14 protein-coding genes and 3 tRNA genes are annotated in these 18549 nt (G+C 46.4%); 6 read left to right on the forward strand and 11 right to left on the reverse strand.

Annotated elements, in window-relative coordinates:
• The first annotated feature begins 86 nt into the window (after nucleotides 1-86).
• Genes H3L97_RS10670 through H3L97_RS10680 form a run of 3 tightly spaced genes read left to right on the forward strand, consistent with a single transcriptional unit; the run spans nucleotide 87 to nucleotide 2280 of the window.
• The gene (locus H3L97_RS10670; RefSeq protein WP_179655842.1) at nucleotides 87-1118 is read left to right on the forward strand and encodes an energy transducer TonB; all 1032 of its coding nucleotides are present in this window, start codon (nucleotides 87-89) and stop codon (nucleotides 1116-1118) included.
• Between the two features lie 57 nt (nucleotides 1119-1175).
• Complete coding sequence (locus H3L97_RS10675; RefSeq protein WP_097114446.1) at nucleotides 1176-1835, forward strand: MotA/TolQ/ExbB proton channel family protein; 660 nt, start codon at nucleotides 1176-1178, stop codon at nucleotides 1833-1835.
• A gap of 4 nt (nucleotides 1836-1839) precedes the next feature.
• Complete coding sequence (locus tag H3L97_RS10680; protein WP_097114447.1) at nucleotides 1840-2280, forward strand: ExbD/TolR family protein; 441 nt, start codon at nucleotides 1840-1842, stop codon at nucleotides 2278-2280.
• Between the two features lie 66 nt (nucleotides 2281-2346).
• Here H3L97_RS10680 and H3L97_RS10685 read toward each other — a convergent pair whose 3' ends face one another.
• The 7 genes from H3L97_RS10685 to putA form a co-directional block, all read right to left on the reverse strand.
• Nucleotides 2347-2838, reverse strand: a complete 492-nt coding sequence (locus H3L97_RS10685; protein ID WP_097114448.1) for a DUF302 domain-containing protein — start codon at nucleotides 2836-2838, stop codon at nucleotides 2347-2349.
• A 224-nt stretch (nucleotides 2839-3062) separates the two neighbouring features.
• Nucleotides 3063-3138: transfer RNA gene (locus tag H3L97_RS10690), tRNA-Val, on the reverse strand.
• 50 nt (nucleotides 3139-3188) lie between these two features.
• Nucleotides 3189-3265 (reverse strand) — tRNA-Asp (locus tag H3L97_RS10695).
• Nucleotides 3266-3299: 34 nt separating this feature from the next.
• Nucleotides 3300-3375, reverse strand: a tRNA-Val gene (locus H3L97_RS10700).
• Between the two features lie 108 nt (nucleotides 3376-3483).
• Nucleotides 3484-3891 carry an NUDIX domain-containing protein gene (locus tag H3L97_RS10705; RefSeq protein ID WP_097114450.1) on the reverse strand — a complete coding sequence of 136 codons (408 nt, stop codon included), beginning with the start codon at nucleotides 3889-3891 and terminating at the stop codon, nucleotides 3484-3486.
• Nucleotides 3892-3902: 11 nt separating this feature from the next.
• Nucleotides 3903-4199 (reverse strand): hypothetical protein, encoded by a 297-nt coding sequence (locus H3L97_RS10710; RefSeq protein WP_097114451.1) that lies wholly within the window; start codon nucleotides 4197-4199, stop codon nucleotides 3903-3905.
• 94 nt (nucleotides 4200-4293) lie between these two features.
• Entirely contained in the window at nucleotides 4294-7884 is a 3591-nt protein-coding gene (putA, locus tag H3L97_RS10715; protein ID WP_097114452.1) for a bifunctional proline dehydrogenase/L-glutamate gamma-semialdehyde dehydrogenase PutA, read from the reverse strand.
• Between the two features lie 928 nt (nucleotides 7885-8812).
• Here putA and H3L97_RS10720 point away from each other — a divergent pair.
• The 3 genes from H3L97_RS10720 to H3L97_RS10730 all read left to right on the forward strand — a co-directional run bounded on the left by H3L97_RS10720 (nucleotide 8813) and on the right by H3L97_RS10730 (nucleotide 12851).
• On the forward strand, nucleotides 8813-10378 hold the full coding sequence (locus H3L97_RS10720) for a TROVE domain-containing protein (RefSeq protein WP_143269145.1): 1566 nt from the start codon (nucleotides 8813-8815) through the stop codon (nucleotides 10376-10378).
• A 218-nt stretch (nucleotides 10379-10596) separates the two neighbouring features.
• Nucleotides 10597-12078 carry an RNA ligase gene (locus H3L97_RS10725; protein WP_097114496.1) on the forward strand — a complete coding sequence of 494 codons (1482 nt, stop codon included), beginning with the start codon at nucleotides 10597-10599 and terminating at the stop codon, nucleotides 12076-12078.
• A gap of 113 nt (nucleotides 12079-12191) precedes the next feature.
• Nucleotides 12192-12851 (forward strand): phosphoesterase, encoded by a 660-nt coding sequence (locus H3L97_RS10730; protein WP_097114453.1) that lies wholly within the window; start codon nucleotides 12192-12194, stop codon nucleotides 12849-12851.
• A 42-nt stretch (nucleotides 12852-12893) separates the two neighbouring features.
• On the opposite strand, the gene aroE is transcribed toward H3L97_RS10730, so the two are convergent.
• The 4 genes from aroE to msbA are packed head-to-tail and all read right to left on the reverse strand — an operon-like array spanning nucleotide 12894 to nucleotide 18434.
• Entirely contained in the window at nucleotides 12894-13709 is an 816-nt protein-coding gene (gene aroE / locus H3L97_RS10735) for a shikimate dehydrogenase (RefSeq protein ID WP_097114454.1), read from the reverse strand.
• A gap of 12 nt (nucleotides 13710-13721) precedes the next feature.
• A complete protein-coding gene (locus H3L97_RS10740) occupies nucleotides 13722-15686 on the reverse strand; it encodes an HAD family hydrolase (protein WP_097114455.1) in 1965 nt (654 codons plus the stop codon).
• A gap of 17 nt (nucleotides 15687-15703) precedes the next feature.
• On the reverse strand, nucleotides 15704-16522 hold the full coding sequence (locus H3L97_RS10745; protein WP_179655843.1) for a glycosyltransferase family 2 protein: 819 nt from the start codon (nucleotides 16520-16522) through the stop codon (nucleotides 15704-15706).
• Nucleotides 16523-16577: 55 nt separating this feature from the next.
• A complete protein-coding gene (gene msbA / locus H3L97_RS10750; RefSeq protein WP_097114457.1) occupies nucleotides 16578-18434 on the reverse strand; it encodes a lipid A export permease/ATP-binding protein MsbA in 1857 nt (618 codons plus the stop codon).
• Nucleotides 18435-18549 lie beyond the last annotated feature (115 nt).

Consider the following 18549-nt stretch of genomic DNA (forward strand, 5'->3'; position numbering starts at 1 on the left):
AGCCTGAAAAATCAAGTTATGAAAATGTTAAAAATAGTTGGAAAACAGCTTGCAAACAAGAACCGTTTGCATTAGCATACGCGCCCATGAAAAAAGATACCCCACTCAAAACAGCGATTGTGTTTGCGGTTAGCGCGGCGCACATTGTTGGCGGGATATGGCTCTATGTTTTATCACAAAAAAAACCACCCGAGCCACCCATCGCCGACCAATTAACCTTTGTGGATTTGGGTGCGCCAGACGGCAACGGCGAAGCAGGACGCGATGGCGCACCTGCTTTACCACCTGCCCCAGCCGCACCACCTCCACCGCCGCCGCCCAAAAAAATCACACCACCCCCACCACAAAAAAAATCACCACCGCCCCCCAAAGCGGTGGAGAAACCTGTTGAAAAACCACAGGTTAAAGCAGTGGTGAAAGACAATGAGCCTGCCGATTTGGTTCAAGCCAAAAAAATCCTCGAACCCAAACCGAAAAAGCCCAAAAAAACGACAGAAAAAACCGTTGAACCCACCACATCCAAAGCGGCTGAAAAAACCGTTGAAAAAACAGACAAAACGGCTGAAAAGAAAACCGATTTCAGCCATTTCAACAAAAAATCAGCAGCCAATGCGTCAAGCGACACACATGGCGATGGCGACAACAAAAATGCCAACAGCAAAGGTTCAGGCAACAGCCATGCCGCCAACACATCGCCCAACGGCAAAACCAATGGCGGTGGTGGCAGCAACCCCAACAGCAGCAACCCCAGCAATGGCGTGGGCAGCCAAAACGGTAAAGATTCAGGCAAAGGCTTGAAAGGCGATGACAAAAAAGGCGATGACAAACCGCACAATCCCACAGGCATTGCCGATGGCGGTTACATCACCAAACCTGCTCCACCCTACCCTGCTGCCGCGCGTGAGCGCGAAGAAGAAGGCACAGTTAAAGTGGAAGTCATCGTCAGCGCAAGCGGCAATGTGGAAAGTGCCAAAGTGGTCAAATCAAGTGGCTCGCCCCGACTTGACCGTGCCGCCAAAGACGCTGCCGCCAGCGCAAGCTACAAACCCAAATCACAAGGCGGTGTGCCCATGCGAACCCGATTTGTGGCAGGCTACAACTTTAAACTGGACGATTGATGTTTCAGGCAGCCTGAAACCCATTCCAAGCAATTATTTTCATGAAAAGAGAACATTATGGATTTAACCCTTGCATTTAAAAGCGGCGATGTTGTTTTAATTGGCGTATTTTTATCGCTGATTGTGATGAGCATTGCCACATGGTGCATCATGATTTGGCGTTTTATCGCCCTGCAAAAAGCCAAAAGCAGCAGCAACGCCATTGACACCGCATTTTGGCAAGCCGAAAACACAGAAGCCGCCGAAAAGCTGATTCAAAACAACGATTCGCCCATTGCCGAATTGGTGCGCGATGCCTTTTTTGCACGCAAACAATTTGCCGACAGCCAACAAAAAATGCTTTCAGCCAGCCTGCCCAAAAGCGATTTCTTGGAACGCGAAATCCGCCACAGCTACACCAAAATCCTCAATCGCTACGATGGCGGTTTGAGCGTGTTGGCATCGGTGGGTTCAACCGCGCCGTTTATTGGTTTGCTTGGCACAGTTTGGGGCATTTACCACGCGCTCATCAGCATTACCGAAAAAGGGCAAATGAGCATTGCCGCCGTAGCAGGTCCAATTGGCGAGGCTTTGGTGGCAACCACCATTGGTTTATTTGTGGCGATTCCTGCCGTGTTGGGCTACAATTTTTTCACACGCAAAAACAAGATGTTTGCACGGTATTTGCACAACTTTGCCCACGATTTGCACGTTTATTTGATTAACTTAAAGGATTAAAATTATGGCTTTTGGCTCTATGGGCGATGGCGATGAAGACGCGCCAATGTCCGACATCAACGTAACGCCTTTGGTGGACGTGATGTTGGTTTTGTTGATTGTGTTCATGATTACCATGCCTGTTTTAACGCATTCGCTGCCTTTGGAACTGCCCACCACATCCAGCAAAACAGAGCAAGCCAAAGTGGACGTGAAACCGCTTGAAATCGCCATTGACGAAAAAGGACAATACGCAATCGGCTCCGATTCCAATGCCAAAGTGGATTTGGCGGCAATTAAAAGCCAGTTTAGCCAAATCGCGCAAAAAGACCCCAACACCGTGGTGGCAATCGATGCCGACAAAGACGTGGCTTACGACCATGTGGTTAAAGTATTGGAAGCCGCGCGTGAAGCAGGTTTGAGCAAAATCGGCTTTCGCATGAAAGTGGAAAACGGCACACCATAACTTCGCCAAAACAAAGCTGCCTGAAAATGATGTTTCGCATTTTCAGGCAGCTTTTTTTATGAAAATTTATTGCGTTACCGTTGCCGCAATCAATTTTTCGGCGTTTGCCAAATTGTTTTCCACATCGCTGTATTCAATTTTTGTGCCAGCAATGATGGCACGGGTGTCGTTGAACACCACTTGCACTTTACCGTCCACTTCCGTTACCAACACGCGCAAGGGCAGTTGCAATGCCAAAGTGGGGTCTTTAATCATCAAAGGCGTGCCTGCTTTGGGTGTGCCAAACACAATCACGGTGGCAGGCTGCATGGTCAAACCCGCTTGTTTTGCTGCTGCTTGGTGGTCAATGGTGGCAAACACGGTCATGCCTTTGCCTTTTACGGCATTGGTTAAACGCGATACGGTTTCAGAAAAATTGTATTTACTTTCAACAGATTGCATGATTTTGGAATGGGTTTGATGATGAGAAGCATGATGATGAACCTGTGCCGCAGATTGCGTTTGAGCGCAAGCAGACAAGGCAAAAGTGGCGGTAATCAACAATAAAATGTGGCGCATAATCAACTTTCTATAAAAATAAAAGGGAAAAGTGGATTGTAAATCATTTCAGGCAGCCTGAAAATGCGTTGCGATATTTAAACCATTTTTTGCGTCAAGGCGACAAAGTGAACGTGGCTTTTGGGCGGCCTGAAACCGTTACGCCCTGCCCCATTGTCCTTTTGAAAAAAATTGACCAGCCCAATGCAAAAAATCCCTTCAAGCCAAAGCCCAAAGGGAAAATTTGGTGGGTGATGACGGAGTCGAACCGCCGACATTCTGCTTGTAAGGCAGACGCTCTACCAACTGAGCTAATCACCCGATTTGAAAGGAAAATTCTCTTTAAGCGAAAACTTAAAGAGAATTGATTTTGGCGCGGTGGACGGGGCTCGAACCCGCGACCACTGGCGTGACAGGCCAGTACTCTAACCAACTGAGCTACCACCGCGTAACCGACTGCCGTTAAAGCAACCGATAAAAGCTGGTGGGTGATGACGGAGTCGAACCGCCGACATTCTGCTTGTAAGGCAGACGCTCTACCAACTGAGCTAATCACCCGATTTGTTTTGTTCGCTGTGTTGCGAAGTCGTTATTAAACCAAATTTTGTTTTGCCGCGCAAGCATTATTTTGCAAAAATTAAATGGATTTAACACAAATCATTATTTTTAATTGAAATTTAAATCGCACAATGCTTGGATAATTTCATAATTGGCTGGCAAAATGGGCAAATCGGCAACCTGATTGGGCTTGCGCCATGTGAAATTTTGCCCTTCTTTGGCTTGAATTTCACCAGCCCATTGCCCTGCCTGCACCAAGTAAAAATGCAAATTCACAATCGCGTGTTCGTATTCATAACAAGGGCTTAACCATGCGCTTGCGTCATGAATCTGCACACCCAATTCTTCAAAAAATTCGCGTTTTAAGGCTGCCAAATGGGTTTCGCCTGCTTCAATTTTGCCACCTGCAAATTCCCAATAACCTGCATAGGCTTTGCCTTCTGGACGTGAACTCAACAAAATTTCGCCATGGGCATTAAACACAATGCCTGCCACCACGTTCAATATGGGTTTCATTGCGCCCCCCCTTACATAATGGCATTGACCAAGGCGCGCGCACCATAGCCCAAACCATACAAAATGGCTGCCACCACAATGGAACTGACCACCGTTGCCGCATGACGCACGGCTGGCATGGCTGCCTGAATTTTGTTCAGTTCTTCATCTTGCCCTTGGGCGGCTTTCAATTCGGCTTGTATGTAAAGATGACGCGCCACCATGTGCAGCACGGCAAACAGGGCAATGATTGCCCAATGAATTTGCAAAATCCCCACCACCACATTGCTGATGAATAAGGCATTGCCCAAAATGTTTAAATATTTCATTGTTTTCCTTAAATTTTCATTTTAAATTAAAATCATACAGCAAAAACTGTATTTTTTCGTGTACCGTCAGGCTGCCTGAAAAACGCCCACCAGCTTATTTTTTGTCGCTTTCTTTGGGAATGAGCAGATTGAAATTCGCCCCCATGGCGGTTTTGTTGTTGCAAAACACCACTTCTTCAAACAAAGGCAACACGTCCAAATGACCGTCTGATGCGTCCATGATTTTCACAATGGCACCAGCGCGTTGTGCCAACTTCTGTTTCCATGCTGCAAGTGGTTTATCCAAACACACCACATGGCTGATATTGGGGTGATTCATGGGGTCTTCGCTCAATTTAACCCAGTTTTTCAGGCTGGCTTGGTGGGCTACCAAAGGGTGCTGGCTGTCAATCACAAGCTGCATACCCGATGCCAGCATGGGAATGAGTGCCGCCAACGATGTTGCCAATGTACCGCCCTGCAACCAAATGTGTTTTGGGGCGCGCCATGTCATCACATCGTGTTCGCCCAGTTGCCCTTTGAGCGTCAGTTGAGCCAAACGCAAGGTGTGGTTGTTGCGTACCTTGCCCAATGCCAAGGCAAATTGCACCTGCTCTTCACGCGAAAAGCTGCCTTCGGCAATGATTTGCTCCACCACCGCCAAGGCATTTGCATCAATTTGCCCCAAACGGCTAAAACGCTTAGGCAACAACCACTTACCCTGCGTGAGTTTTTGCAAATAAAACGATGCGCCTGCTTTGGGACCGGTTCCCGACAAACCGTGTCCACCCAAAGGTTGCACGCCTGCGGTAACGGATTTTAAATCGCGGTTGATGTAAATGCTGCCTGCTTCAATGCGGTTGGCGGCAAAGTTAATCGTGTGGTTAATGCGGCTGTGTACGCCCACCGAAAGTGCGTAACCTTTGCTGTTGATTTGGTCTATCATGCGACCCAAATCTTCGGCACGATAACGCAAAATGTGCAACACGGGCCCAAATACTTCATGTTGAATTTGTTCTAAATTGTGCAATTCAATCGCGGTGGGCGGCACAAATGTGGCATAGCGCGTGTGCGTTTCAGGCAGCACAATTTGATGAAAAAACCGTGCCGATGATTTGATTTTGTCCACATGCGCCAACACCCGTTTTTGCGCTTCTTGGTTGATAATCGGTCCAATATCGGTGGAAATGTCCATGGGATTGCCAATTTGCAATTCGTCCATTGCGCCTTGAATTTTGTCTATCATCGCATCGGCAATGTCTTCTTGCACACACAAAATCCGCAAGGCATTGGCATTTTGCCCTGCACTGCCAAATGCCGACAAAATCACATCTTTACACAACTGCTCCAATGACGCGCTGCTGTCGGCAATCATGGCGTTTTGTCCGCCTGTTTCGGCAATGAACACGGGTAAATCATCGCGTTCAGCCAGCTTTTGGTGGATTTTTTGTGCCACTTCAATGCTGCCTGTAAACAAAATGCCGTTAATGCGCGTATCGGCGATGAGTGCTTCGCCAATTTCTTTGTCGCCCAACACCAATTGCAATGCGGCTTTGGCAAAACCCGCTTCATGCAAAATCTGCACTGCCCGAAACGCGGTTAAGCTGCTAAATGGCGAAGGTTTGGCAATCACGGTGTTGCCCACCGCCAAAGCCGCCGCAATTTGCCCCACAAACACCGACAAAGGCGCATTCCAAGGGCTGATTGCCACCACCGTGCCGATGGGCGCACGTCCTGCACAGGTGCTTTCGGCTTCTTGGGCATAATAGCGGCAAAAATCCACCGCTTGTCGGATTTCACGAATGGCACTTTCTAGCGTTTTGCCCGTTTCGCGTATGACTAACGCCATGAGTTCGGGCATATACGCCTCAATCAAATTGGCGGCTTTGAGCAGCAATTCCACACGCTTATCGGGCGAGGTGTTTGTCCAACGTTTTTCCATGTTTTTGGCGGTGGCAATCACGTTAAACATCGCCGCCATGGGCATAAACGCCACCGAACCCAAAATGTCGTTGTGGTCGGCTGGATTGACCACCGAAATGGTGTTGCCATGCGCCGCTTTCATGGGAATGAGCGATTGGGCATGAATTTTGCCTGCGTCAAAAGTCTCATTCATTAATTCTTGCAAACGAATCAACACCATATCGCTGCTGAAATCCAAACCATTGGGATTGAGACGCTGCCTGCCATACAAAAATCGCGGCAACACAATATGCGAATTGGGTTTGCCTTGTGTTCTCAAAACCAAATCTTGCGGTGGCTGAATCCACGCATTTTTTTCGTGAATCAAATGGCGAGCGGCAGCATCGGCAGCCACGCTTTCAGCCAGCCTGCGCACCAAATAGGGCAACAGCGTTTCCACTTTGCCCACAGGCGCACAAATGCGATAACGCTGCGGTTTGTGTTCGGCTTTGTTGTGTTGTAATTGTTCAAACAGGGTTTCTCCTGCGCCTTGCAAAATTTGAAATTCATAGGCTTGGCTGCCGCCCAATTTTTCAATGGCGGCAATGGTGTAGGGATTGTGGGTGGCAAATTGTGGGTAAATCCAAGCAGGGTTTGCCAACAGCATACGCGCACACACCAAAAACGACAATTCGGTATGCGCCTTTTGCGTGAACACCGAATAGCCATTCAAACCGCGCTGTTGTGCCGATTTGATTTCGCTTTCCCAAAATGCGCCTTTAACCAAGCGTATCATCAATTTTTGTTGATTTTTTTCTGCCAAATCAATCAAATGCCGCACCACCAACATACTGCGTTTTTGATAGGCTTGCACGGTAAAACCCAAACCTTCAAAGCCCAATAAATCGTGTTCAGCCAGCAATTCTTCCATGATGTCCAAAGACATTTCCAAAGTATCGGATTCTTCGGAATCAATCAGCATGGCAACGTGATAGCGTTTTGCCAACACATACAAGGCTTTAATGCGCGGATAAAATTCAATCATCACGCGGTCGCGCTGGGTGTGTTCGTAGCGCGGAAACAGTGCCGACAATTTCAATGCCAAATGGGGATTGTCGTACACCGAGGTTTTGCCTGTTTCATCGCCCAATAAGCGAATGGCGCGTTCGTAATCATCGTAGGCGCGATGGGCTTCGGCTTGGGTTTGCGCGGGCAAATACGACAAATCAAAGGCATAGTGGTAGCCTTGTTTGGCTTTTTTCTTGGCAATTTTGATGGCATCGGCAAAATATTCGCCTGCGGTAAAGTGTTCAGCCAGCATGCGGAAGGTTTGTTCCATGTTTTTTTCTGCCACGCGCACCCAAGTGGCTTGTGGGCTGTTGTCGTCATGGCTTTTTTGGCGCAAACGCAAGCCCAATCCGCCCAAATCCACCAATGCCGATTTGCGGTGTTTGGCGTAGCGTTCCCAATCGTCAATTTCGTTGAGTTTGTCCCACACCAATTTGTAGCGTGTGGTTTCATCGGGAATCCGCAACAGGCTTTCAACCAGCGTTGCCAAGGCAATATGCCCGTCTTCTGACAGGGAAAAATCGCGAATGAATGCCGATGCGCCTGCCAATTTATTTTGTTTGATGTGGATTTTTTCGGCTAAAACATGGGCGCGCGCCATGATTTCGCTTTGTTCTTGATGGGTAAATTGGGCGAGTTGGAACAATTCTGCCACCACCGTGGCTTCATCTTTACGATAAGTGGCAGTGATTTTTTCGCGCAAAGGATTGGCTTGACTATGGGTAAAATGGAACATGGCAAAATCTTTGAAAACAATTTTTGTTGGAAACCGTGTTTCAGGCTGCCTGAAAGCGTTTTAAGCAGCAGTTCAATATTAACGGAATTTGCGTTTTCATGCGATAGCCCAGTGCAAGAAAGTTGTGGCATGGGCTGCTCATTTATCCTATCTTAAAAAATATTTTTATAGATAAAAAAATAGAAAATCAATACAACATCAACCGCATTCAGGCTGCCTGAAAAATTTTATTTCATTTAAAATCAATATATTGAAAACATTTCAGGCAGCCTGAAAAACAGTTGGCACGCACTTTGCGATGACTCCATTAACGCAACACACAAATGCCGAAGGAATTACAGCCTACGAAGCTCGTGGTCGCGGGTTCGAGTCCCGTCTCTGCCGCCAATTTCCATTATGGCAGAGTAGCTCAGAAGGTTAGAGCACGAAACATTTCTTCAATTCTTGTTGTGGGTTGCGCCCCAGTTTTGGGGCAAGGCGAATGCCGCAGAAATTACAGCCACCCCCGAAGATGTGGGTGCAAATCCTGCTTTCGCGCCAAATACTTATCGCGAAGTAGTTTAATTGGCAAAACATCGGGTTGAATTTCTGCAAACTTGGTCGCCACGCCCCACCTTTTTTCAGGCAGCCTGCCGATGATTTTCAGGCAAATCTTGACAGGCTTTTGATTAACAAGGATAATTCAGTTTTTGGCGAATGCGTGTAAGATTACATTTTAATTGGAGAAATCATCTTACACATTTTGGTCGCCACCCCTTTTTGGGCGAATGCCAACAAGATTACATCGGTTATTTTATAGGTTCGAATCCTATCCGTGCATTTCGGTGTGCGGTAAGGTCTTGTTAATTCTAGTCGCCCACCCATTTTTTAAGGCTGCCTGAAAACCCTTGTTTCAGGCAGCCTTTTTATTGCACAAAGGAAAAACATCATGGCAAACAAAAACATATTCAACACCTTGTTTCATAAAAATAAAAACCAAGAAAACGCCACCCACACCCACAACCAAGCAGGCGGCATTGCCTACGCCTTCACGCCCGAACACGCATTGGCACAATTCGCCACAACTGGCTGTTTTAACAACACTTATTATGCCAACGCCGCCGAACAATTAGACCAAGTGCGCCAATTATGCGAACACGTTTCCCCAAAATTCATCGCCCAAACCGCGATTTACGCCCGCGAAAAAGGCGCAATGAAAGACATGCCCGCGTTTTTATTGGCGATTTTGGCGCAAAAAGACGTGGCATTGTGCGCCCAAATTTTTGAGCGCGTGATTGACAACGGCAAAATGTTGCGTAACTTCGTGCAAATGCTGCGAAGTGGCGCGACTGGACGCAAATCGCTGGGAACGCGCCCGAAAAAATTGGTGCAAAATTGGCTGCTCCATGCCGATGAAAAACAATTACTTAACGCGGCAATCGGCAACGCGCCATCGTTGGCGGACCTGGTCAAAATGGTGCACCCCAAACCGCGTGAAACATGGCAAGCGGCTTGGTTTGCGTGGCTGATTGGGCGCGAATACCGTTTTGAAGATTTGCCACCCATTACACAATCTTTTGAATTATATAAACAAAATCGCGCAGGCAAATTGCCCGATGTGCCATTTCAAATGCTCACGTCTTTGGATTTGGACACGGGCGCGTGGACGCAAATCGCGCTGAACGGCTCATGGCAACAAGTTCGCCAAAATCTGAATACATTTCAAAGGCATGGTGTGTTTGACAAAAACAAAAACACCCACGCCATTGCAAAAAAAATTGCGGATAAACAACTGGTTAAAAAATCGCGTGTTTTACCGTATCAGTTGCTGACTGCATTTCAGGCAGCCTGCAATTTGCCCAGAGACATCAGCCATGCCCTGCAAGACGCAATGGAACACGCGGTGGAAAATGTACCTGTTTTTAAAGGAAATATTGTGGTTTGTCCCGATGTATCGGGTTCCATGCAAAGCCCTGCAACGGGCTATCGTGGCAGCGCGACCAGCAAAACGCGCTGCATAGACGTGGCGGCTTTGGTGTCGGCTGCCGTGTTGCGCCAAAATCCGCAAGCGCGCATTTTACCCTTTGAAAACATCGTGGTAGGCGTAAAAATCAATCCACGCGACAGCATCATGACCAACGCAGAAAAATTGGCAAAAATCGGTGGTGGCGGCACGACTTGCAGCGCACCGCTCGCCAAATTGAACGCGGAAAAAGCCGATGTGGATTTGCTGATTATGGTGTCCGACAACGAAAGTTGGGCAGACCGCGAACAGCATTTTGGCAGCCAAACCTCCCTGAAAAAAGAATGGGATAAGTTAAAACAGCGTTGTCCAAACGCCAAATTGGTCTGCTTGGACATTCAGCCCAACGCGACCACGCAAGCGCAAAATCGGAACGATATTTTGAATATTGGCGGGTTTAGCGACCATGTTTTTGGTGTGATTGGAGCGTTTGCAGAGCAAGATTTACATGGCGATATGTGGGTCAAGCAAATTCAAGCGATTGAATTATAAATAAATTTTATGAACAATATTTTTTCAGTCTGCCTGAACTCTATTCCCTCCCCCGTCTGGCGGGGGAGGGTTAGGGTGGGGGTGGTTCGTGGAGTTGCACAAATTATTGTTTATCCAAGATTTTCCCCCACCCTAGCCCTCCCCCGTTTTAGACGGGGGAGGGGACAAATGGGTTGTACATTTTCAGGCAGCCTGAAACCAAAAAGAAAGACAAAATCATGCAAAAATTCATACTTTTACGCGGACATCAAGGTTCAGGCAAATCCACATTTGCCTTAGAAAAAATCGCACAATTTCAACGTGATTATCCGCAAGCGATTATCCATCACATTGAAAACGATAAGGAATTGACCGATGAACAGGGCGTTTATCGTTGGTCGCCCGAAGCCGTTGAAAAAGCGCAGAAAAAAGGCGCGGCAACTTTCAAAAACGCGCTGAAATTCGGACAACAGCACCGCCATGCCGACATTTTAATCATCAATTCCAACACCAATCAAAAAGCCAACGCTTGCCGTGCGCTGCTGGATTTGGCAAAAAAACATCATTTTGAAACAGAAGTTTACCGCTTGCACAATTTTTATCCCAATGCCCACAATGTGCCTGAACACGAAGTTTTGGCGGCATACCAACGTTTGAATGAAAATCGCGTGAAAGGCGAAATTCATGTGCCAGCCGCTCGCCCCATTTCTGCCGCGCAACAGGCGATTTTGGACGAAATGGCGACTTTCCGCAGCCAGCCTTTGGATTTTGATGATGAGCAACAAACCTTTGTTACACAAAGGTATTTGCAAAATGGGCAACGCAATTTCACGGCAAAAACTTCACGCCTTTACCCCGAATTGCGCGTGTTGAAATACCGCCGCCAAGTGTTTTACGAAAACCGTTTTGATGATGCTTTGTTGGAAATGCGTGGTTTAATCATTGATAAATTTGGCAAAATCATTGTTCGCCCATTCAAAAAAGTGTTCAATTATTCGGAACGTGTGGCGCGTAACAGCAAATATCCGATTGAAATTGCGGATAATCATCGCGTGAATGCGGTGGTGAAAGTGAACGGTTTTTTGGGCTGCTGCACCCACGTCAGGCTGCCTGAAAACCACCCCAGTTTGGGTGCGGCATTTGATGGCAAAACGCTGTTTTCCACCACAGGTTCGCTGGACAGCGATTTTGCCAAAATGACGCAAAATCATTGTGCTCAATACGAAAATCTGTTTGTAGCGTACCCCAATCACACGTTTTTGTTTGAAGTTTGCGACCCGAGCGATGTGCATATTATCCGCGAAGATTTTGGCGCAACGCTGATTGGCGCGATTGAAGTGGCAACAGGGCGACAATGGCGTGAGCGCGAACTGGACGATGTGGCGGCACGATTTGATATAAAACGCCCACAAACCATTGAAAATATTGAATTTGGCGAATTAAAATCGCTGCTGAAAACGGTGGAACACGAAGGCTTTATGGTGTTTGACGCGGCAACGGAAACGATGTTGTTTAAGCTGAAATCGCCGTATTATTTGGTGTCCAAATTGTTTGGGCGCAGTTCGGAGACGAGTTTGGGGCGCAAATTGGATAAGCGCAATTTGGACGAGGAATTTTATCCTTTGGCGGATTATATTGCTGAAAATAAAGCGATTTTCAATGAAATGACGGAGCTGGATAAAATCGCGTTTATTCAGGATTTTTTGAAAAATTCGGTTTAAGGCTGCCTGAAAACATTTTGATGTAGGGTGCCAACTTGTTGCACCAAACACCACAAAATTCAAATGGTGCAACAAGTTGCACCCTACAAACTAACTTATTGAAAGATATAGAAATGGCAAAAATTTTCTTTACATCAGATTGGCATTTTTCACATCAAAACATTGTGAAATTCTGCCCGACTTTTCGCCCCAACGCCCACAATGTGGCGGAATTGGACGAATTTTTGATTGCGCGTTGGAACGAAACCGTGTCGCCAGAAGATGTGGTTTACAATTTGGGCGATTTGTCTTTCGCGCACGATTTCAAGCAGATAGAGCGCGTATTATCTCGTTTGAACGGCACGCACCACTTGATTTACGGCAACCATGACGGGCAAATCCGCCAGCACATTGACCGCCTGCTCAATCAAACGAAACATGACGGTTTGCCGATGTTGTCGTCCGCGCAAGATTATTTGCAATTAAGGCTGCCTGAAATCAAAAACACTTTGATTTTATTCCATTATCCGATTTTGGAATGGGACGGTTGCCACAAAGGTTGGTATCATCTGCACGGACACATTCACGACCGCGTGGCGACTTTGCGTGGGCGCGTGTTGAATGTGGGTTGGGATTTGCATGGGCGTTTTCTCACGGCGCAAGATGTGGACGATTTTCTGCGACATTTGCCGACAATCTCGTATTTTGGCGACAAATCGGCGGATTTTCCTGTGGCAGATGTGGCTGAAAATACACGGAAATTGCGTGTGATTTTGAAGCGAAATAACGCATAAAAACCAAAAAGCAGCCTGAAAATGTTTTCAGGCTGCTTTGTTTTAGGCATTCATGTTTTCGCGCATTTGGGCGATGACGCTGGCGGTTTCAGGTACAAAATCGCGCCACAATTCAAAAGCATAGGCAGCTTGACACACCAGCATACCCAAGCCATCAGCCGTTTGCGCCGCACCATTTTGCTGGGCAAATTGCATAAATGGCGTGGGCTGGGCGGCATAAAGCATATCGTAAGCCAACTGGCAGCCTGCAAACACACGCGCTGGCACATCTGGCACATCGCCTTGCAAACCGCTTGATGTGGCATTGATGATGATGTCGTATTGCTGCAAATCGGCAAATTCGGCTGCCTGAATGCCAAATTGTTTTGCCAATTCAATGGCTTTGCTGTGGGTGCGATTGGCAACGGTTATGCTGGCGGGATTTTGCTCGGCAATCGGCAAAATCACTCCGCGCGTTGCGCCACCTGCACCGATAATCAGCACCTTTTTGTTTTGCAAAGAAAATGTCAAATTGTGCTGAATATCATGCACCAAACCCACACCATCGGTGTTGTCGCCACGAATGCGGTTTTCAGGCAGCAAAATCAGGGTGTTTACTGCACCTGCTGCTTGGGCGCGTTGCGATAATTCATCTGCTAAATCAAACGCATATTGTTTAAATGGCACGGTAACATTCGCCCCCAAGCCGCCTTGCGCGAAAAATTGCCGCACGGCTGCCTGAAAATGCTGGGGCGAATTTTCCACCAAAATGCGTTCATACCAAATGGTCGCGCCCTGCTGTGCCGCAAACAGGGTGTGGATTTGCGGCGATTTACTGTGGGCAATGGGGTTGCCAAAAACGGTGTATTGAGCAGCCATCTTGTTTCCCCCTTAACCGCGATATTTCCACGGTGCACGGTTGTTGCGATAGTAAAACGCTTTTTTCCAAAAGGCTTTATCGTAGCTGGTACGGTATTTTTTGGTGCGGAACACAATATCAAACCACGACATTTTTTCTGCCAACACTTCACGATTGGTGTTGCTGCCTGTATCGGAATGGGTTAAATCTGCCAATAATGCAATTTGTTCGCGTGTGGGGTTGCGTACCAATTCGCAAAATGGGTCTGCCCATTTGAGGCTGTCCAAAGCTTCAAGCGGAAAATGTTGGCACAAAAACGCATAATCTTTGGCAAATGCCAACACGCCTTTTTGAACTTCCAAAGCTTTGCGTTCATAATCTTGTTCGTTTTTGTCTTTCTTTTCAAAAATCGGCACAATTTTGCCTGTTTCATCTTTTTCATAAGCAATGGTGGAACCATCTGGCGAAGTCAAAACAAATTCCAATAATTCTGCACCGCCTGTTGAAATCAGTTGATTGTATTCTGGGCGGTCGTTCAAATGATGAAAATAGCCTGCCATGCTGCAATTTTCACGAATGTTTAAACCTGCCTCGGGGAAAAGACCCAAATAAAATCCCGATAATTCAACATCTTGCTTATATGGCATGATGATGCGCGACACGGCTGCCTGAATGTTGCCCGACCAACCAATGTCAATCACCGCAATTTTTTTATGGTTTTGAATCATATTGGTAAAATATGGCGCAAATTCATCACGCAAACGGCAACTTTGTGCATTGATTTCTTGAAAACAAGTGGAAAAAAATTGGAAAAACGCCCCATAATTTTCAGGTGTGATGATGCTATCGGGGTTGAGACCGCATTGGTTCATGGTCAGCGCATGATGATGCACATCAATGTGATAGGCATCGGCAATGTTTTTCAGGCTGCGGCGCGATTTGCCACCAATCAAAAAATGCAAACGCTGCAAAGGAAAATCCACCAAACTCAATGGATACACCGATTTGCGCGATAAATACACATATTCACTGGGATAAGGCGAATTGGGCTGAATGATTTGATGAATTTTTTCAATCAAATACGCATCGCGGGCAAAAAACAGAATTTTATCGGGTTCAAATGCCTGCAATTTTCGGTTGAGCCAAACGTAAAAACCAAACAGCAAAGTACCAAATATTTCATAGCCGATTTTTTGGTAATCATTTTCAGGCTGGTAAATGGCGCGGTGTTGCGGCAATTTGATGCCTGCCACAATGGATTCAGGCAGCACATCGGCAATGCGCGGCAAAGTGCGTGGCACATTGTGTACTTTTGACCAAGTGGCATGTTGCGATGACAAACCCACTTTTTGTGCCGCTTGCACATCGGCATGAAGATTGTCGCCAAAATGCAACCAACTGGACAAACTCAAATTCAATTTCTTTTGCACCAACTGATACAATTTGCCGCCATGCTTATTGCAACGGTAATCGCCCGACACAAAAACCGTATCGGCGTTGGCTGCCTGAAAACCCAGCTTTTGCAAAACATCAATCAAAAAATCCTGCGGCAAATACATATCGGAAATAAACAAAACCTGCTTATTTTGGGCAATGGCTTCGCTGTATTTGGCAAAACCGTCTTGGCTTTGATACAAAAACAGGCGTTCCAAATCCAATTCTTTGTTTTGCAACAGGGTGCGCGTGGCATCATCAATGGGGTGCAACAGCGCCAGTTCATCATAAATTTCATCAAACGTGATTTCGGCATCGCCACCAAAATCTTTAACACGGCGTTCACGCGCTTGTTGTTCGCTCAATCGGCGCAAATGGGGAAAATTGTCAATCAATTCAGGCTGCAACAATGCCAATTCGGTGTGCATCAAAGCACTGCGTACCGCGTCAAACACATCGGTGGGGGCATAAGTTAAGCGGTGTACCAGCGTATCAAAAATATCAAAGCTGATGGTGTTGAAATGATTGATGGTTTTGTTTTGTTGTGTGTTTTCTTTATTCATAACATTCAATCCAAAGGTTATTTATGAGCTAATCCTGTTAATGTTACCATTGCACCAATACCAAATTTTCCTGTTTTTAAATCTTCACGCAACCATTTATTTTCTAAATAAATGCGATACAAATGATGTTTCTTTTCACCTGCAATTACACTATTACCCAAACTGCCTGTAGCATTTAAACGATGATGATAAAATGCCAATGTTTCAGGCAAAACCCAAATATCACGTTCCAATGCAAAACGCAAATGGAAATCCCAATCACCCAATACAGGCAATACTTCATCATACATACCTAATTGTTTACACATAGGTAATTCAAATACAAAACCAATTGGCGGAAATTGATTTTGATGAAGTAAAAATTTTAATGGCATAAATCCTTCATTTGCCCATTGATTAAAATCTTCTGATTTTTCAATACGAACAATGTTATTTTCTACTACTTCCAAAACCCGATTGATATGACAAATAACACCACCAACATTTGGAAACACCTGCTTTTGTTTCACATAAGTTTGGCTCATACGCAACAAAAAGTCGGGCGACCAACTGTCGTCATCATCGTGAATCACCGCCAAATCGGTATCCAGCTTGCCCAAACCCAAATTGCTCGCCGCTTCCATGCCCACCGATTTGGGATTGTGAATCACGGTCAAGCGTCCCTGCCATTTGTTTTGGTGAAGTGCCAGCAATTTATCCACCATTTCAGGTTCGCCGCCATCATTCACCACCACCAATTGCCAATGTGGATAAGTTTGGTTCAACACACTTTCCAAAGCGCGTTTCAACAATACGGCACGGTTTTTGGTGCGCATCACAATACCAACAGATAACATCTTCATTTCCTTAAATAAAAATCATCACATAAAAGAAAAAAGCCACAGCCTGAAATCAAGCATTCACATTCCCCAAACTCCGCAATTTGGCATAATACCCATTTGCCGCCAACAATTCACGGTGTGAGCCCTGCTCCACAATTTTGCCTTCGTCCATCACGATAATGCGGTCGGCTTGCTCAATCGTGCTTAAACGATGGGCAACAATAATGCTGGTGCGCCCACGCATGAGGTTTTCCAAAGCCTGTTGCACCAAGCGTTCTGATTCATTGTCCAATGCGCTGGTGGCTTCGTCCAGCAACAAAATGGGCGCGTCTTTCAAAATGGCGCGGGCAATGGAAACGCGCTGGCGTTGCCCACCCGACAACAAACCGCCATTTAAACCGATTCTTTGCTGCAAACCCTCTGGCGATTTTGCCACCATTTCCAATAAATTGGCGGATTTTAAGGCTGCCAACACTTCTTCTTCGCTGGCATTGGGGCGGCTGTAACGCACGTTTTCCAGTAAAGTGTCGTCAAACAAAAACGTGTCTTGAGAAACCAGCGCAATGTGGCTGCGTAAATTGTGCAATTCCATGTCTTCAATGTTCACGCCGTCCAAACTGATGCTGCCTGAACTGGGTTCCACAAAACGCGGCAGCAAATTGACCAGCGTGGTTTTGCCGCTGCCTGAACGCCCCACCAACGCCACTTTTTCGCCCGAACGAATGTCCAAATTCACATTGTCCAAGGCTTTGCCTTTGTCTTTTTGGTATTCTACGCTCACGTTTGCCAATTTCAGGCTGCCTGAAACCTGTTTTTTGTCCAGCAAAACATGACCCGTGTTTTTTTCCACAGGTTCGTCCAAAAAAGCACACACGCTGTCCGAAGCCAAAAACATGGCTTGCATGGGAATGCTGATGTTTGCCAAGTTTTTGATTGGGCTTAACATTTGCAACATCGCCACGATAAATGCCATAAATTCGCCTATGGTTGTTACCCCATTTTGGCTCTGCCACAGCGCAATAAAAATCACAATCGCCAAAGCCACAGACGCAATCAATTCGCTGAACGGCGAACGCGCTGATGAGGCTTGGGTCAATTTTTTATTCAGGCGAACCAGCGTGCTGTTCACATCGGCAAAACGTTTTTCTGCCAAAGCGTGTCCGCCAAACATTTTGACCACGCGATGACCTTGATGAATTTCATTCACCGTGTTGTTGAGCGAGCCTATGCTCAACTGTGCGCTGGCAATGATTTTTTTCAAACGATTGCGATAATAACGCGACAACATGGACAACACAGGAAACATCAACAAAACCACCAAGCTCAACTGCCAGTTTAAATACAGCAACACGCCCACCAAACCCAACACAATCATCGTATCGCGCGTGAGTGTGATGAACACATTGCTGGCATTGCTGATGGCACTTTCTGCCATTTGCACGATGTTCATCAACACCGTACCAGATGGATTGTCTTGGTGGTATTTTGATGACAATAAAAGCATTTTTTGAAACATATCGCGGCGCAAATGGCTAATCGCCACCACCGACACCCACGACAACAAATAACTGCTGGCAAAACGGCACACGCCACGCAAAATCACCAAACTCATAAAGAAAATGGGAACAACCCACACTTTATCGGGCGTACCCCAAATCAGATACATGAATTGGTCTTTCCAATTCGTCAAAATGGCGACCATGCTTTCGGGGTCTTGCAGAACGGGGGGTTCGCTAGGGGGCGCAAAGCCCTGATTCACAAGCGGCGCGATAAATGCCGCCAAATAACTTTCGGTAAACGCCACGCCCATAATCGCCAACAGCGCAAAACCAATGCGCCATTTGAATGGGCTAACGTATTTCATCAAGCGCATGAAATTTTTGCTGTCTTCTTTGGAAAATAAGCCAAAGGTCAGTTTGCTAATCATTTGTTTTCTTTCAATTTTGTGATTTTCAGGCTGCCTGAAATCAAATCATGCCTTTTCTTAACAGGAGAGCGATGATTCCATAGAAATCATCGCTCATCGTTTTAACAGCCGCGCC

Origin of the sequence: Alysiella filiformis, assembly GCF_014054525.1 — a bacterium.
GTDB lineage: Bacteria > Pseudomonadota > Gammaproteobacteria > Burkholderiales > Neisseriaceae > Simonsiella > Simonsiella filiformis.

Bases quoted from the DNA above. Each gene is read 5' to 3' on its own strand.
- msbA (WP_097114457.1), bottom strand. From the start codon at position 18,434: ATGATTAGCAAACTGACCTTTGGCTTATTTTCCAAAGAAGACAGCAAA.
- H3L97_RS10720 (WP_143269145.1), top strand. From the start codon at position 8,813: ATGGCAAACAAAAACATATTCAACACCTTGTTTCATAAAAATAAAAAC.
- H3L97_RS10670 (WP_179655842.1), top strand. From the start codon at position 87: ATGAAAAAAGATACCCCACTCAAAACAGCGATTGTGTTTGCGGTTAGC.
- H3L97_RS10705 (WP_097114450.1), bottom strand. From the start codon at position 3,891: ATGAAACCCATATTGAACGTGGTGGCAGGCATTGTGTTTAATGCCCAT.
- H3L97_RS10745 (WP_179655843.1), bottom strand. From the start codon at position 16,522: ATGTTATCTGTTGGTATTGTGATGCGCACCAAAAACCGTGCCGTATTG.
- H3L97_RS10710 (WP_097114451.1), bottom strand. From the start codon at position 4,199: ATGAAATATTTAAACATTTTGGGCAATGCCTTATTCATCAGCAATGTG.
- H3L97_RS10740 (WP_097114455.1), bottom strand. From the start codon at position 15,686: ATGAATAAAGAAAACACACAACAAAACAAAACCATCAATCATTTCAAC.
- putA (WP_097114452.1), bottom strand. From the start codon at position 7,884: ATGTTCCATTTTACCCATAGTCAAGCCAATCCTTTGCGCGAAAAAATC.
- H3L97_RS10680 (WP_097114447.1), top strand. From the start codon at position 1,840: ATGGCTTTTGGCTCTATGGGCGATGGCGATGAAGACGCGCCAATGTCC.
- aroE (WP_097114454.1), bottom strand. From the start codon at position 13,709: ATGGCTGCTCAATACACCGTTTTTGGCAACCCCATTGCCCACAGTAAA.
- H3L97_RS10725 (WP_097114496.1), top strand. From the start codon at position 10,597: ATGCAAAAATTCATACTTTTACGCGGACATCAAGGTTCAGGCAAATCC.
- H3L97_RS10685 (WP_097114448.1), bottom strand. From the start codon at position 2,838: ATGCGCCACATTTTATTGTTGATTACCGCCACTTTTGCCTTGTCTGCT.
- H3L97_RS10675 (WP_097114446.1), top strand. From the start codon at position 1,176: ATGGATTTAACCCTTGCATTTAAAAGCGGCGATGTTGTTTTAATTGGC.
- H3L97_RS10730 (WP_097114453.1), top strand. From the start codon at position 12,192: ATGGCAAAAATTTTCTTTACATCAGATTGGCATTTTTCACATCAAAAC.